At 39.4% G+C, this 14,839-nt stretch carries 16 protein-coding genes; 12 read left to right on the forward strand and 4 right to left on the reverse strand.

Annotation, left to right across the window (positions count from 1 at the left end):
- Positions 1 to 66: 66 nt before the first annotated feature.
- Positions 67 to 441, reverse strand: coding sequence for a rhodanese-like domain-containing protein (locus ACZSMY_RS02560; protein WP_042534741.1), 375 nt, complete (start codon positions 439 to 441; stop codon positions 67 to 69).
- A gap of 476 nt (positions 442 to 917) precedes the next feature.
- Between ACZSMY_RS02560 and ACZSMY_RS02565 the strand changes: the two genes are divergently transcribed.
- Positions 918 to 3,482, forward strand: coding sequence for a vitamin B12-dependent ribonucleotide reductase (locus ACZSMY_RS02565; RefSeq protein ID WP_332093745.1), 2,565 nt, complete (start codon positions 918 to 920; stop codon positions 3,480 to 3,482).
- 94 nt (positions 3,483 to 3,576) lie between these two features.
- Positions 3,577 to 4,086, forward strand: a complete 510-nt coding sequence (locus ACZSMY_RS02570) for a GrpB family protein (protein WP_212929470.1) — start codon at positions 3,577 to 3,579, stop codon at positions 4,084 to 4,086.
- A gap of 283 nt (positions 4,087 to 4,369) precedes the next feature.
- On the opposite strand, the gene ACZSMY_RS02575 is transcribed toward ACZSMY_RS02570, so the two are convergent.
- Together ACZSMY_RS02575 and ACZSMY_RS02580 are read right to left on the reverse strand one after the other, a co-directional pair.
- On the reverse strand, positions 4,370 to 5,143 hold the full coding sequence (locus ACZSMY_RS02575; protein WP_042534734.1) for an ABC transporter permease: 774 nt from the start codon (positions 5,141 to 5,143) through the stop codon (positions 4,370 to 4,372).
- On the reverse strand, positions 5,130 to 6,104 hold the full coding sequence (locus ACZSMY_RS02580; RefSeq protein WP_042534732.1) for an ABC transporter ATP-binding protein: 975 nt from the start codon (positions 6,102 to 6,104) through the stop codon (positions 5,130 to 5,132). Before ACZSMY_RS02580 ends, ACZSMY_RS02575 begins: the two co-directional genes overlap by 14 nt.
- 691 nt (positions 6,105 to 6,795) lie before the next feature.
- Here ACZSMY_RS02580 and mntR point away from each other — a divergent pair.
- Positions 6,796 to 7,215 carry a transcriptional regulator MntR gene (gene mntR, locus ACZSMY_RS02585; RefSeq protein ID WP_042536314.1) on the forward strand — a complete coding sequence of 140 codons (420 nt, stop codon included), beginning with the start codon at positions 6,796 to 6,798 and terminating at the stop codon, positions 7,213 to 7,215.
- Positions 7,216 to 7,353: 138 nt separating this feature from the next.
- Positions 7,354 to 8,244: a patatin-like phospholipase family protein gene (locus ACZSMY_RS02590; RefSeq protein WP_042534728.1), complete on the forward strand. Its 891-nt coding sequence runs from the start codon at positions 7,354 to 7,356 to the stop codon at positions 8,242 to 8,244.
- 146 nt (positions 8,245 to 8,390) lie between these two features.
- On the opposite strand, the gene ACZSMY_RS02595 is transcribed toward ACZSMY_RS02590, so the two are convergent.
- Entirely contained in the window at positions 8,391 to 8,774 is a 384-nt protein-coding gene (locus ACZSMY_RS02595) for an SA1362 family protein (RefSeq protein WP_042534726.1), read from the reverse strand.
- A gap of 284 nt (positions 8,775 to 9,058) precedes the next feature.
- On the opposite strand from ACZSMY_RS02595, the gene ACZSMY_RS02600 reads away from it, so the two are divergent.
- The 8 genes from ACZSMY_RS02600 to spoIIIAE all read left to right on the forward strand — a co-directional run bounded on the left by ACZSMY_RS02600 (position 9,059) and on the right by spoIIIAE (position 14,837).
- Complete coding sequence (locus ACZSMY_RS02600; RefSeq protein ID WP_042534724.1) at positions 9,059 to 9,565, forward strand: YqhR family membrane protein; 507 nt, start codon at positions 9,059 to 9,061, stop codon at positions 9,563 to 9,565.
- Positions 9,566 to 9,646: 81 nt separating this feature from the next.
- Positions 9,647 to 10,708: a M24 family metallopeptidase gene (locus ACZSMY_RS02605; RefSeq protein ID WP_042534722.1), complete on the forward strand. Its 1,062-nt coding sequence runs from the start codon at positions 9,647 to 9,649 to the stop codon at positions 10,706 to 10,708.
- A 21-nt stretch (positions 10,709 to 10,729) separates the two neighbouring features.
- Positions 10,730 to 11,287 carry an elongation factor P gene (efp, locus tag ACZSMY_RS02610; RefSeq protein WP_042534720.1) on the forward strand — a complete coding sequence of 186 codons (558 nt, stop codon included), beginning with the start codon at positions 10,730 to 10,732 and terminating at the stop codon, positions 11,285 to 11,287.
- A 228-nt stretch (positions 11,288 to 11,515) separates the two neighbouring features.
- Positions 11,516 to 12,469, forward strand: a complete 954-nt coding sequence (gene spoIIIAA / locus ACZSMY_RS02615; RefSeq protein WP_042534718.1) for a stage III sporulation protein AA — start codon at positions 11,516 to 11,518, stop codon at positions 12,467 to 12,469.
- Positions 12,438 to 12,950 (forward strand): stage III sporulation protein SpoIIIAB, encoded by a 513-nt coding sequence (gene spoIIIAB, locus ACZSMY_RS02620; protein ID WP_193064744.1) that lies wholly within the window; start codon positions 12,438 to 12,440, stop codon positions 12,948 to 12,950. Before spoIIIAA ends, spoIIIAB begins: the two co-directional genes overlap by 32 nt.
- 33 nt (positions 12,951 to 12,983) lie before the next feature.
- Positions 12,984 to 13,184, forward strand: coding sequence for a stage III sporulation protein AC (gene spoIIIAC / locus ACZSMY_RS02625; protein WP_042534715.1), 201 nt, complete (start codon positions 12,984 to 12,986; stop codon positions 13,182 to 13,184).
- An 11-nt stretch (positions 13,185 to 13,195) separates the two neighbouring features.
- Entirely contained in the window at positions 13,196 to 13,588 is a 393-nt protein-coding gene (spoIIIAD, locus tag ACZSMY_RS02630; RefSeq protein ID WP_465147443.1) for a stage III sporulation protein AD, read from the forward strand.
- 79 nt (positions 13,589 to 13,667) lie between these two features.
- A complete protein-coding gene (gene spoIIIAE / locus ACZSMY_RS02635; RefSeq protein ID WP_042536313.1) occupies positions 13,668 to 14,837 on the forward strand; it encodes a stage III sporulation protein AE in 1,170 nt (389 codons plus the stop codon).
- Positions 14,838 to 14,839: the final 2 nt, after the last annotated feature.

A 14,839-nucleotide genomic window follows, 5' to 3' on the forward strand; every position in this document is an offset into this window, starting at 1 on the left:
TATGCTCTGAATCAGCTTTTATTTTTAGCCCAATTAACAGCTTTCACAAAATGGAAAACAAAGGCTTTATTTTTTCATTTTAATCTTTCCAGTCCATTTTTTAAATCCGCCTTTAAGCTGATAAATTTCTTCAAATCCTTTTTTATGCAGGAGCTGCGCAGCTCTTGCGGAACGGCTGCTGTTTTGACAATACAGGTAGACCGGCTTGTCCTTTCTCAATTCCACAAGTCTTTGCTTCATTTGCGTTACCGGGATATTACGCGCTCCGAGAATATGACCTTTATCAAATTCCTGCGGCTCACGTACATCGATCAATTGTGCTTTGCGGTAGCCTTCTACAAATTGATCTTCTGTCAGTACATTTAAATAAGTGCGTTGTCTATAGTAGCGAAAAATAGTAATCGCAAGCAGAACAACTAAAGCAATGAGTAAAAATGTCATTTTGTTTCCCCCGTCTATCTTTATATTCTACACTCTTATTATATGGGCAGCGTTTTTATTTTTCAAAGTTTTTATTTTGCAGACGGAAAATCATCTGAAAGTAAGGGTTAACACCAGAATCTATGGTTGGAAAATATAGTTAAATGAGATAAAAGCAACTCGCTGGCGTAGTATATTTCCGTAGCAGTCGCTGGCAGCAAATTTATATCTACTATGTTACTCATAGATTTTGATGAAGAGCTAAAAATAATAATCAACTTTCAGGCTGCAGATATTATGTTTAGAAAAAAGGGGTGTTTCTAGTCCGCTTTAAGGGAATAAAAAAAGTAATCAGCGCTTGTATGAAAGGTACTTGCTTTTCTGATAATTAACTATATATTGTGTCAGAATAATGAATTGGATACTATATATTGTTTTGTGAAGAAGAGTTATGATAAACTAATAAGTAATCAATTGCAAGACAAGGAGCGATAACATTGACTATCCATTTAGAGTCATTAAGGCAGGTTAATATCGGGGCGCTTAATGAAGATATAAAAAAATTTGAAGCAGTGCATCCAATTACCAAAGAAATGCATATCACCCATCAAGGCGTGTCGAGATTGGTCATGCTGGATCGGTATGCATATAAAGATACAGAGAAAAAAACATTAAAAAAAGGTGATTTTGTTGTCTTGACCGTAAAAGCAGACCCTAAATTTCCCGCTCGGGGTCTAGGATTTATTATAGATATTAATTGGGAAGAAAACAAGGCGGAAGTAGCTGTCGAATCCGATTATGTCGGGGTTTTGGATAAGGAAGAAGAACGGGAAAGCGGGATGATCACGCGTTCACTCGATGTTATCGAAAAACCGTTGGAAATTTATTATGAACAAATTGCCAAAAGAAATGCGACCGGTCTTTCAGAAGTAGAAGAAACCGAAGAAAGAAAGGCCAAATCATTTGATGCCTTTTATAACCAATTGGCTTCTATGAATTTTATCCCGGCGGGCCGTGTGCTATATGGAGCAGGCGCTGAAACCGATGTAACTTATTTTAACTGTTATGTGATGCCTTTTGTAAAAGATTCGCGCGAAGGTATTTCCGATCATCGTAAACAGGTAATGGAGATTATGTCACGCGGCGGCGGTGTCGGCACGAACGGTTCCACATTAAGACCGCGAAATACACTGGCCAGAGGGGTCAACGGAAAATCTTCAGGAAGTGTCTCCTGGCTGGACGATATCGCCAAATTGACGAATCTGGTTGAACAGGGCGGTTCCAGACGCGGTGCACAGATGATTATGCTCGTTGATTCTCATCCGGATATTGTGGAATTTATTATCTCAAAAATGCAGAATCCGCGTATTTTACGCTATTTAGTAGAAAATACAGAAGATGAGCAGATGAAGCAGCTGGCAAATGAGAAGTTAAAATTCACCCCGCTGACAGAAACAGAATTTGATTTGTACCAGGGAATTGTCAATTATAAAGCCATCCCCGGCCAAGGCGGGTTCACAGATGCTGCCATGAAGCAGGCAACGGATTTATTGCGTGATGGCGGAACGTATTCCGTCCATAATCCGGATTTCCTGGCAGGTGCAAATATTTCTGTCTGTATTACAAAGGAATTTATGGAAGCCGTGGAAAAAGACGATTACTATGAGCTGCGCTTTCCAGATGTAGAAAATTATACACTGGAAGAAATGAAAGCCTATAATGAACAATGGTATGAGGTAGGCGATGTCCGTAAATGGGAAGAAATGGGCTATGGCGTTCGGGTTTACCGGAAAGTGAAAGCAAAAGAACTGTGGAACTTGATTAATATTTGTGCAACATACTCTGCAGAACCGGGCATTTTCTTTATAGATAATGCCAATGAAATGACAAATGCAAAAGCGTATGGTCAGCAGGTTGTTGCGACAAACCCTTGCGGTGAGCAGCCGCTTGCTCCGTTTTCTGTTTGTAATTTGGCTGCCGTCAACCTTGCTGAAATGGCAGATAAAGATACCAAAAAGGTAAATGTAGAAAAATTAAAAGATACTGTAGAAACTGGTGTGCGGATGCAGGATAATGTAATTAACGCAACGCCATATTTCTTAGAAGAAAATAGAAAACAGGCTTTAGGAGAAAGACGTGTCGGCTTAGGCGTGATGGGACTGCATGATTTATTGATTTATTGTGAAACAGCTTATGGCTCAGAAGAAGGAAATAAGCTGATTGACCAAGTGTTTGAAATCATGGCAGCTACTGCTTACCGCACTTCAATCGAGTTGGCGAAAGAAAAAGGAAGCTTTCCTTTCCTGGTGGGTGAAACAGAGGAAGAAACAAAAACGCTCCGTGAACGTTTCATCCAAACGGGATATATGCAAAAAATGCCTGCAGACATTCGGGAAGGCGTATTAGAGCATGGTATCCGCAACTCGCATCTGCTGACTGTCGCTCCAACTGGAAGTACAGGCACGATGGTCGGAGTAAGCACAGGACTGGAACCATACTTCTCCTTTTCTTACTACAGAAGCGGACGATTAGGTAAATTTATCGAAGTAAAAGCGGATATTGTGGAAGAATATTTAAATGAACATCCAGAAGCAGCGGATAAAGAGCTGCCGGAGTGGTTTGTAACCGCAATGGACTTAAGTCCGGAAGCGCATGCGGATACACAATGTGTGATTCAGCGCTGGGTGGACAGCTCGATTTCCAAAACAGTAAATGCACCAAAAGGATATACCGTTGATCAGGTAGAAAGTGTTTACCGCCGTCTGTATAAGGGCGGTGCCAAAGGCGGTACGGTCTATGTGGATGGAAGCAGAGATTCGCAGGTCTTAACCTTAAAAGCAGAGGATAACCAAGTAGGGGAGCAGACAGAATTATTCCCGGATGAGAAAGAAGATAAAAAAATTGTTCTTATGGACACCATTCAGGAATTAGATAAAACAAATGTAACAATCGGATCTGAGGTGGGAGATACCTGTCCAGTCTGCCGAGAAGGCAGTGTAGAAGATATCGGCGGATGTAATACGTGTACCAGCTGTGGTGCTCAATTGAAATGTGGATTGTAAGACATAAAGAGTGGTTCTGTTTATAAACAGAACCCTCTTTTTTGGTATATAATACAGTTTGATATATAAAATCTATGTACAGGGAGAGGTTTATTTGAAAATCCGTCTGTCTGAATACAACGAAAAATGGATTGAAATGTTTGAAAATGAGGTGCGACTTTTAAGTGGAGTGTTTGGAAGTGAAATAATAAAATTTGAACATTTCGGAAGCACAGCAGTCAAAGGAATGAAGGCAAAGCCTGTTATTGATATGATATGTATTGTTAAAGATATCAATAAAATGGATGCTTTCAATGATCAGATGCGTCTGCCGGGATACGATGTTGCTGGAGAGTGGGGAATAAAAAATAGACGATTATTCCGAAAGGGCGGGGAAAACAGAACACATCATATTCATGTTTACCAATATAATAATCCCGAAGTTGAGAGACACCTAGTATTCCGAGATTATTTAAGGAACCACCCTATTGAAGCAGAGAGAGATAGTAATTTGAAAGAAGAACTGGCCTTAAAATACGATGATACTACTTTTTACAGTAAAGCAAAAAGAACATTTGTAGAGGGGGTAGAACAGCGGGCATTAAATTGGTTTAGGAATAAGTAAATGCGCATAAATTAATCTAGGAGTTGTAGGGTCGTTGATTGCCCATTGCTTCTGTCTGTTCTATCAGCTTTATTGCATATTTAATCGGAATAAAGGTGAAAAAGGAAATAAAGTCTATTTCGCCTGCAGCTGATTATTCTTCCATAACCATCTCTTTCATGGTTAATACGCTTAAAATAAGCTGAAAATAAATCGGAATATTTAAAAAATCATTATGAAAGTTAGTAATCATCCTGCTGATTATAAAATCAGACAGGATGATTCATCAAGATTTAAACCTATATCAATATTGCCCCAACAATCCCTTTTTCATCGCCATGCGTTCACAGTATTTAAAAAAGAGCAGACCAGCGATAAAATAGACGAGAGCATTTATAAATAAAATTAACAGCGGCAGCCAGCCGATATCCATTAAAGTCTGTCCGTCGATCATGATATCTCTGACTAAATCAACGCCAATAACAAAAGGCAGAAAATACATAAGAGGGGATGCAGCAAGCGGAATAAAGGTCAGCCCAGCCAATAAAAATTGCAATATCTGCAGGAAGGCTTGAATTTGTTTATAAACAATGGCCAGCCCGCCGACCATTAATCCGACGCCATACATTCCGAAAACAGTTAATACAAAGACAGGGAAAATAGATACAATATCAATATTAAGCCATTGTCCTGCTGTCAGCATGGTAATAACCAGTAAAATAGAAATAATGATTCCGTAAATAATTGTACTGGCAATCAGCCTTGTGCTTAAAATACGCCAGATCCCCATCGGTGACATCGACAATTGTTCAAGCGTTCCGCGAATGGCTTCATTTACAATTTCGAAACCAAACATTTGAATGACGCTAAGTGCCAAAAACCAGAAGATATAGTTAACAATCACAAATTGAATATTCGCATCCTGTGTTGATGGATCCCCAAAAAAGTGTATTACTCCAAATAAACCTAAAAAGATAAAATAAAAGGTTAAAACAAGGGCAAGAGTATTTGGTAAATAACGCTTCAGTTCCAAGTATTCCTTTCGCAGGTTTGCTCGAAATAGATTAATCCACAGCATGTTGAAAGTCTCCTTCAATAATTTTTAAAAATACTTCATCAAACCGAATCGATTTTCGGTCAATCGAATCAATTGGTGTACGGTTCAATTGTAATACTTGAAAAATCTGATAAATATCCTCGCTTTTCTCAAGCTGTACAGTAAGATAGCTGAATAGTTCGTCCTCTACATAATCATTTGCCGGAAAACGGGCGGAAATGGCTTTTTGCTGATCTGGTGACAAAGCTTCATTTAAAGTCAGTCTGTAGGAGCGTACTTCAAACAGTTTTATCAGTTCATCGACGCGCTGATCGATAACGACAGTTCCCTGATTAATAATAACGGTGCGATCACAAATATCCTGAATCACTTCCATGTCATGAGAGCTGATGATAACGGTACGCTGATAATTTTGAACAATGGATTTCAGGATTTCTCTAACCTCCAATCCGGTTTGCACATCTAAACCAAGCGTCGGTTCATCTAAGAGCATGACTTCCGTATTAGCAAGCATCGCTACAGCTATTGCTAATTTTTGCTGCATCCCGCGGGAAAGCCGGTTTACCAACTCATTCTCTTTTTCCTTCAAACGGAATATTTGCAGCAGTTCATCGATCTCTTCTTTAACTTCCTTTCTTGACCTTCCTCTGTTTCCGGCAAAATACTCCAAGTTCTCTCTCACCGTAAGCCGCCAATATAAATTACGGTTGCCCTCCAGCACGGCGCTGATATGATGTAACGATTCTAAGCGTTTCGCGGTATTAGGTACTCCTTTTATCTTTATTTCGCCGCTGTCCGGGTATAACAAACCGCATATTAATTTGATCGTAGTCGTTTTTCCGGCTCCGTTAGGACCAAGCAGACCAAGAATTTCTCCTTTATAAACATTAAAATCAACGTCTTTGACCGCTTGAACAATTTCTTTTGATTTTCTTTTCCGGTAGCTTTTATTTAACTGGCTGATCTCAATTATCTTTTCCACGTTATCCCTCCTCTTTCTGAAATAATTGTAGCAATTAGCAAAAATCCGAACAACAATCCATCGAAGGAAATAACCTCCGTCTTTAGACGTATCTGAAGGAATATATGCTAATTTGTTCAAGAATAAGAATGTTAATAAAAAAGCTGAAAATAGCCGTTCAAACGGGTTTCATGGGGGAAGTAATCTTAGGCCACAGAAATACACTTCGCCTTCCGTTGGGCCTGAGCTCATTTTCTTTAAAGAAGACTTAGCGATAAGCGCAGACAGAGCTATAGTTGGGACTGGAATTGCGGTTACTTGCCCATCCAAAAGCGTCGCTAGAATTTGGATTATTTCTTTGTAAAAAAGCAAATAAAACATAATTCTTCTTTGATGGGAGCGAAAGGTAGCCGATTTCTGCGGGAAAAGCAACAGGTGAAGACCCCGCGGAAAGCGACTTCCCGGAGCGGACATCTCCTTGGCAAGAAAACGGATGTTTTAAAGAACAAGTGAAGTCCTGTTTTTTTCTTATTGCCTGCTGCAAAGGATGCAAGCGGAAGTGAATATACAAATAAAGGATAATAACTTGAGTTTTATAAGGAAATCAGCTATTATTAAATTAGAAAAAAAGTTTCCTTTGATAAAAAAAATTAACGTTCTTATTGAAGGTGTTCACGTTTCTCTGTGGCAAAACATAGAAAGGAGCTTTTTTATGCCTACACCGAGCATGGAAGACTATATTGAAATTATTTATAATTTAATTGAAGCAAAGGGCTATGCCAGGGTTTCATCGATTGCAGAAGCATTAGAAGTGCACCCGTCCTCTGTGACAAAGATGGTCCAGAAATTGGACAAGGATAATTATTTAGATTATGAAAAATACCGCGGTTTTGTACTGACATCGAAGGGGAAGAAAATCGGTGAACGGCTTGTCTTCAGACATGATCTGTTAGAAAATTTTCTGGAGTTAATCGGAGTGGACGAAGAACATATATATAATGATGTAGAAGGTATAGAGCATCATCTCAGCTGGAATTCGATTGACAGGATAGCAGATGTGGTTGCTTATTTTAAAGAAGATGAACAGCGGAGAAAAGATCTGCAAAAAATAAATGAAGTTAATAAAACGTAACCGGTTATTCTCAGGAATGACTGGTTTTTTTGATGCGGTTTAACTGGTCATTTCTTCATCTTCAGGTGCGAAAAAGCATAATAAACAAGCTGATAGACGTATAAATCAATAAGCACCTATAAGGGATGGAGCGATGTCATGAAAATTGATGCTGTATTTTCTGGCGGGGGAGTGAAGGGGTTTGCATATGTCGGCGTGTTGGAAGCCTGGGAGGAGAAAAATTTGCAGGTGGAGCGTGCAGCTGGAACTTCTGCAGGAGCTATTATAGCCGGGCTTTTGGCAGCAGGTTATCATTCTAAGGATATTAAAGAATTAATGAAAACATTGGATGTTCAGAGTTTAGCTGATCCGCCGCTGTTATCCAAATTATTGCCGGCTACAAAGTGGTTATTTCTGTATTTTCAATTAGGATTATATAAAGGGGAGAAGCTGGAAGCATGGCTGGGAGATGCATTATCCAAGCGGAATATATATCGGTTTGGCGATTTAAAACCAGGTGTGTTAAAGGTAGTTGTCAGTGATTTATCGCTTGGTAAATTGGTTGTAATCCCAGATGATTTAGAAAGAGTTTATGGCATTCGTCCAGATACGTTTTCGGTAGCCGCCGCTATTCGGATGAGCGCCGGGTTTCCTTATTTTTTTATGCCGAAATCCATACAGGGTAAAAATAAGCAAAAAAGCATTATCGTAGATGGGGGATTGCTTAGCAATTTTCCATTGTGGATTTTTTCAGAAGCAGAAGAGAAGCAGGTACGTCCTGTCATCGGTGTAAAGTTAACAGATTCTTCCACATCTGTAGAGCCGCGTCAGATTCGAAATGCGCTCAATATGTTTCCTTCCCTTTTCACAACAATGAAGCAGGCGCATGATAACCGATATATTTCCAAGCATCAAGCAGATCATATTATTTTTGTCCCCACCCCTGAACAGAATTCCATGAATTTTAATATAACAGAGGAGAACAGAGAGAAGCTGCGTCGGATTGGAAAAGAATCCAGTGAAAAATTTTTGCGTAAATGGAGTGGTTAATTATTATTTTTCAGAGGTACGTAATGGATAAAGCGCGTTCGAATGGGATAATATTCGAACGCGCTTTATTGTGGGAAATGGGAGAATATAAAAAAGGAGCTTAGAATCTAAGCTCCTGCAAGGGTCTGCTCTATAATAATTTATTTCTAAGAAGAAACACGGTTCTTTTTCTTCGCTTTATTTCCTTCGATAACACGCAAATGACTTGCTCTTTTAGGATTTCTTTTCTTTTGGTTTGCTTTCTGATAGCTGGAACCAGCCGATTTCACAGCCTGTTTATGACCGTACTTGGATTTAGATTGTTTTACAGCCTGCTTATATTTTTTCATGTTGTCACGCTGTCGTCCGGAAGGCTGCCTATTGCGTATGAGAAAGAAATAAACCAATCCAAAAATAGCTGCCCCTATCCCGATAGAAATCAATAGTCTTGAAAGAAATGCAACGGTATTTCCAAATAGCTGTGTAAATAAACCGAAAGCTGCAAAAGCAATAATCAAATAAACAAAAATAGATACTGCTTTATTTCTCAATTGAAATCCTCCTTTCTCACACATTATTTATACTTCTATTTTACCATATCATGCTGCAGGATGCCTGTGAAGGAGCTTCTGCCAATCCGCTAATATATATCGATCGGATGATTATCCGAGATACTCGAAGGCTGGACAGAAATCACGTTATCCTGTGGAAACTGTTTGCTTGTTAATTAATTATTCCCTCTTTCATAAAAAATATTCCCGCAGATTAACAGAAAGATTATTTCTTCATACGAGTTTCATGATTTGGTCATACTAGAGAGTGGAGGTGTTTATTAATGAGGCGCTTATCAAAAAAACAACAAATAAATGATAATGAGGAATCTGTATTAAAAAAATCGATGTACACAGGATTTGTAGGCGGGGTTGTATTCAGTTTACTTGCAAGTGTAATGTATTACTTTAATTTTTTGGAGGTCGCACCAAAGTTTTATCTGCTGACTTCCTGGGTATCAGAAGGATGGACAAACACGTGGCTCGGTATCTTCTTTACAACGATTCTGGCTGGGGTAGTTTCTCTGCTCACCGCGTTTGTATATTATATGATTTTCAGAAAAATAAAGTATATGTGGGTGGGAGTTATATACGGCTTTGTCTTATGGGCTCTTATATTCCTTTTATTCCGTCCCATATTTAACGATATTCCTGCTGTGACGGAATGGAATTTGAACACCTGGATAACAACCATCTGCTTATTTATTTTATATGGCACATTTATTGGCTATTCCATCTCCTATGATTATATGGATTCGCAGCAAACCGAAGACATCATAAAGAAAAGCTAGGATTTTTCTGTGATTATTCAAACGCATCTATATATGATAAAATACTTATGATACTTGAGATTTTGGAGAGGATGAAACCTTTTGACGAAATTGGACCGCTTACGTGAAAAACTGGAAGAAAACAAAGCAGACGCCATAATTATTGACAGTCCGTATAACAGACGTTACCTGACTAATTTTACTGGCACAGCTGGAACAGCATTGATTACTGCAGATAAGGCTCTATTTATTACAGATTTTCGTTATACAGAGCAGGCTGCTGAACAAGCGGCAGCATTTGAAATTATAGAGCATAAACAAGGAATGATTCAGGAAATTGCGAACCAAATCGACAAGCTTGGTGTAAAGAGGCTGGCTTTTGAGAAAAATTATACGACTTACAGTCAATTTGAAACATATCAAAATCAATTTTCTCAAGAGTTGATTCCTGTAGAAGGAATTGTTGAGGCACTACGGATGATTAAAACCCCTGATGAGCTGGAAATTATGAAAAAGGCTGCGAAAATTGCAGATGACGCATTTGCGCATATTCAATCATTTATCGAGCCTGGAGTGAAGGAAATCGATATCTCGAATGAATTAGAGTTCTTTATGCGCAGACAGGGAGCGACTTCTTCCAGCTTTGATACCATTGTAGCGTCCGGCTTACGTTCTGCTCTGCCGCATGGGGTGGCATCTGATAAACAAATGGCAGAGGGCGAACTGGTGACACTGGATTATGGTGCATTATATGAAGGGTATTGCTCTGATATCACAAGAACGGTAGCTGTTGGAGAAATTTCTGCGGCGCTGCGTGAAATTTATGATATAGTATTAGAGGCGAATCTTCGTGGAGTTAAAGGAACAAAAGCTGGCATGAGCGGGAAAGAGGCAGATGCTTTGACCAGAGATTACATTACGGAAAAAGGATATGGCGATCGTTTCGGTCATTCGACAGGTCATGCAGTGGGAATGGAAGTTCATGAGAGCCCAGGATTGTCGACTCGTTCTGAAGCAATATTAGAACCGGGCATGGTCGTAACGGTAGAGCCGGGTATTTATGTTCCAGGGGTAGGCGGCTGCCGCATTGAGGACGATATCGTTATTACAAAAGACGGCAATGAGCGATTGACCTTTGCTCCCAAAGAATTAATCCAATTATAAAAGGGTACAGGAGGAAAAAATATGATTTCAGTAAATGATTTTAAAACAGGTTTAACTATTGAAGTAGACAATGATATTTGGCAGGTTATTGAATTCCAGCACGTAAAACCAGGAAAGGGAGCGGCGTTTGTACGTTCAAAACTCCGTAATTTACGTAATGGAAATATTCAAGAAAAAACGTTCCGCGGCGGCGAAAAGGTAGAAAAGGCGCATATTGAAAATAACAAAATGCAGTATTTATATGCTTCTGGCGATGCGCATGCATTTATGGATACAGCGTCATATGAACAAATTGAAATTCCAGAAAGTCAAATTAAAGATCAATTGAAATTTATTAAAGAAAACATGGAAGTTTCTGTGGTCACCTATCAGGGTGAAATTATCGGAGTAGATCTTCCAAATAACGTAGAGCTTACGGTAACAGAAACAGAGCCTGGAATTAAAGGGGACACAGCGAGCGGAGGTTCCAAACCGGCTACGTTAGAAACCGGACATATTGTACAAGTTCCTTTCTTTGTTAACGAAGGAGATGTGCTCGTTATTAATACTGCGGATGGGAAATATGTTTCCAGAGCATAATTTAATAAACACAAGCAGTTTGCTGAATCTTCGGCAGACTGCTTGTTTTTTTATGTGAAAAAATAAATGACGGGCTTCAGCTATTTTTTGAAATCCCTTTGTTATCACTCCTCTCTCTTTCAAACCTTTCAATAAAGAAAAAGCTCTCAGGGCATAATTTCATTTTAAAAACATATATCTCTAAGTAAAACAAGCTGATTTTGTATTTTCAAAAAGCGGGGTTTTAGAATGAATGAGATTTTACGACTTTTTCCGCCATCTTTTCAGGACCGGATAGACGGTCTTATAGGTCATCGCTGGTCACAGCTTCAAGAAATTCGAGTACGTATTCATCAAAAAATAGAATTTATTTTCGACTCAGCTGTTTGCTGGCTGGACGAGCCGTTGCCACATAAGAAAGAAGCTGTTTTTATTCTGAACCAGCTGAGTGAATATTCGCTGTATCGGCTGGAAGAAGAGCTGCGTAATGGGTTTATAACCATTGAGGGCGGCCATCGTGTCGGTATTGCAGGAGGTATTATAACAGCGGATCAAAAAGTAAAAGCGATTCAGCCTGTTTCATTTTTTAATATTCGTATTGCCAAGCAAAAAAAAGGCTGTGCAGATATGCTGATGCCTTATATCTATGATGGGATATACCATCACACTATGATTCTTGGAGCACCGCAATCTGGAAAAACAACGGTAATACGCGATATCTGCAGGCAAATAGCCAGTCAATCTGCTACGGGCCGCTCTAAAAAAGTAACCATCGTGGACGAGCGTTCCGAAATAGCAGCATCCATCCGCGGTGTTCCGCAGCATGATATAGGGATGAGAACGGATGTGTTAGATGCCTGTCCGAAAGCAGAAGGGATGATGATGGCGATTCGTACGTTATCTCCCGATATTCTGATTGTCGATGAGATTGGCACAGAAAAGGATGTGGAGGCGATTATCGAAGCATCCCAGGCAGGTGTGAAGGTTATTTGTACAGTGCATGCAGGAGATATGGCTGATTTATACCGCCGCCCTATTATGCAAAAAATAGTTCAGGAATTAATTTTTGAGCGTTACCTGCTGTTAGGGCAGGGAAAAAAAATCGGAAAGCTAGCTTGTGCCTTTGACAAAGACGGGAATCCGATCAGTTTTAAGCAAAGAGGTGGTGAAGGTGAAGTGGATTGGCGTGCTGCTTTTAATTAGTATGTCTACAGTACTTGGCTGGGAATGGGGAAGATCATTAAAACAGCGGCCCAAGCATATTCAATTATTATTGCAGTCGCTTCAGATTTTAGAGGCGGAAATGGTATACAGCCAGGTCCCATTACAAGAAGCATTTCAACTAATCAGTAAGAAACTGCAGGGTCCGACTGCTTTATTTTATCAGGAGCTGGCTGAGGAGCTGGAAAATAAAGAAAAAGATTTTGATGAGATATGGGAAGAATGTGCGCAAAGGTTAATTGGACAATCTGCGCTGCAAAAAAGCGAGCTGGAGATATTGCTTCAGTTTGGCAGAACACTGGGACAGCATGATATTGAGCAGCAGAAAAAACATATAAAATTAACCAATCTCTATTTAGAAGAGCAGTGGAAAAATGCCACAGAACGTTTTCAAACGTATGGAAAGCTGTCAAACGTGCTGGGACTTCTGTGCGGTATCTTTCTGGCACTATTGTTTATGTAATGAAATGAGTGGCATCAGGGAAGGAGCAAGTACATGTTTGTGGATGCATTGATACTATTTCAGATTGCTGGTATAGGCATAATTGTAGCGCTTATCCATACGATTTTAAAACAGATGGGCAAGGAAGAAATTGCCCAATTTGCTACGTTGATCGGCTTTATACTTGTTCTGCTCATCGTGGTGAACGGACTCTCAGATTTATTTCAGCAAATCAGATCTGTATTTCTATTTTAAGGAGATTGGATATGGATATTCTCCAGATTACGATTTTAGGTGTACTCGCAAGTATATTATATATCCTGGTAAAAGAGGTACAGCCTTCGCTTGCTTTTTTAATTATTCTTATTACGGGTATTGTTATCTTTTTCTCCATCATTCAGCAAGTCCAATTAATATTTGAAACCATTCGGAAGCTGGGCGACCAGGCGAATGTGCAAGGACTTTATTTAACAACGATTTTAAAAATTATCGGTATTTCTTATATTGCTGAAATCGGAGCTCATCTGACGAAGGACGCCGGTCTGAATTCTGTATCCAAATACATTGAATTAGCAGGAAAAGTATTTATTTTACTGCTTGCTGTTCCAATTATTACTGCGGTAATCGAAGCGATTATCGGTTTTATCCCTCATGTTTGATTGGCGAAAGAAAATGAAGCCGGGAAAGGGAGTATCCAGATTGTCTAAAAGACCTGTCAACTTACTCCGAATACTATGTATGCTATTTATCGCTCTTGTTATTAGCCAAGGAAATTCAGCAGTTGTCCAAGCTGAGGATGCTCCAATGACCGAAGAGGAGGAGGAAACCCTTCAAAACTCTTTATTAGATGAGATTTCACTGGATGAAATTCAATCCTATTGGGACCAGCTGATCATGGAGTACGGAGATAACTTACCTGATTTACAAAAAATCAGTATCTATGAATGGATTAAAAATGGAAACAGCTTCTCCATTCAAGATATTCTGATGCATTTTTTGCGCTACCTCCTCCATGAGCTGATTATCAACGGAAAACTTTTAGGGACTCTTTTAATGCTGACCTTATTTGCTGTTGTGCTCCAGTCGATTCAATCTGCATTTGAGCAGACAACCGTCAGCAAGGTTGCTTATTTTGTGGTTTTTTTAGTCCTGTTGTTTATCGTACTGAATAGTTTTTATCTGGCAACTTCATATACAAAAGATGCGATTGATACGATGCAAAGCTTTATGATTGCACTGCTGCCTCTGGTATTGGGAATGATGGCGAGCTTTGGCAATGTGATTTCTGTTTCTTTCTTTCACCCGATTATTATATTCTTTATTCATTTTAGCGGTGTATTTATTTCAGCCTTTGTTTTACCTTTATTATTTCTTTCCGCCATGCTGATTATTATCAGCAGTTTAAATAGTCATTTTAAAGTAACGCATTTGGCCAATCTCTTTAGAAACGTTGCTGTAGGCAGTCTGGGAATTTTTTTAACTATTTTCCTGGGGGTTATTTCTGTTCAGGGGACTGCGACAGCAATCCAAGACGGAGTAGCAATGAAAACAGCTAAATTTGTAACAGGAAATTTTATACCGGTATTAGGACGGACATTTACCGATGCTGCGGATACCATTCTTAGTGCCTCCCTCATTTTAAAAAATGCTGTCGGCATGATTGGCCTGTTTATTATTTTGTTTATTGTCGCTTTCCCGGCTTTGAAAGTGGGAGTCATTGCAATAATTTATAAACTGGCGGCAGCAATATTACAGCCGATTGGCGGGGGCCCGATCGTGCAATGCTTAAATACAGTAAGCACGTATATTTTATTTATCTTAGCCTGTTTGCTGGCAGTCTCCCTGATGTTCTTTCTTGGGATTGTCATCATTGTCGCAGCAAGTAATTTAACCGTCTTACTAAGATAGGG

Source organism: Oceanobacillus sp. B139/18, from assembly GCF_055524595.1.

Coding starts and splice junctions, on each gene's coding strand:
- spoIIIAC (WP_042534715.1), top strand. CDS start 12,984: ATGTTTGTGGATGCATTGATACTATTTCAGATTGCTGGTATAGGCATA.
- mntR (WP_042536314.1), top strand. CDS start 6,796: ATGCCTACACCGAGCATGGAAGACTATATTGAAATTATTTATAATTTA.
- ACZSMY_RS02560 (WP_042534741.1), bottom strand. CDS start 441: ATGACATTTTTACTCATTGCTTTAGTTGTTCTGCTTGCGATTACTATT.
- spoIIIAE (WP_042536313.1), top strand. CDS start 13,668: ATGCTATTTATCGCTCTTGTTATTAGCCAAGGAAATTCAGCAGTTGTC.
- ACZSMY_RS02575 (WP_042534734.1), bottom strand. CDS start 5,143: ATGCTGTGGATTAATCTATTTCGAGCAAACCTGCGAAAGGAATACTTG.
- efp (WP_042534720.1), top strand. CDS start 10,730: ATGATTTCAGTAAATGATTTTAAAACAGGTTTAACTATTGAAGTAGAC.
- ACZSMY_RS02590 (WP_042534728.1), top strand. CDS start 7,354: ATGAAAATTGATGCTGTATTTTCTGGCGGGGGAGTGAAGGGGTTTGCA.
- spoIIIAA (WP_042534718.1), top strand. CDS start 11,516: ATGAATGAGATTTTACGACTTTTTCCGCCATCTTTTCAGGACCGGATA.
- spoIIIAD (WP_465147443.1), top strand. CDS start 13,196: ATGGATATTCTCCAGATTACGATTTTAGGTGTACTCGCAAGTATATTA.
- ACZSMY_RS02600 (WP_042534724.1), top strand. CDS start 9,059: ATGAGGCGCTTATCAAAAAAACAACAAATAAATGATAATGAGGAATCT.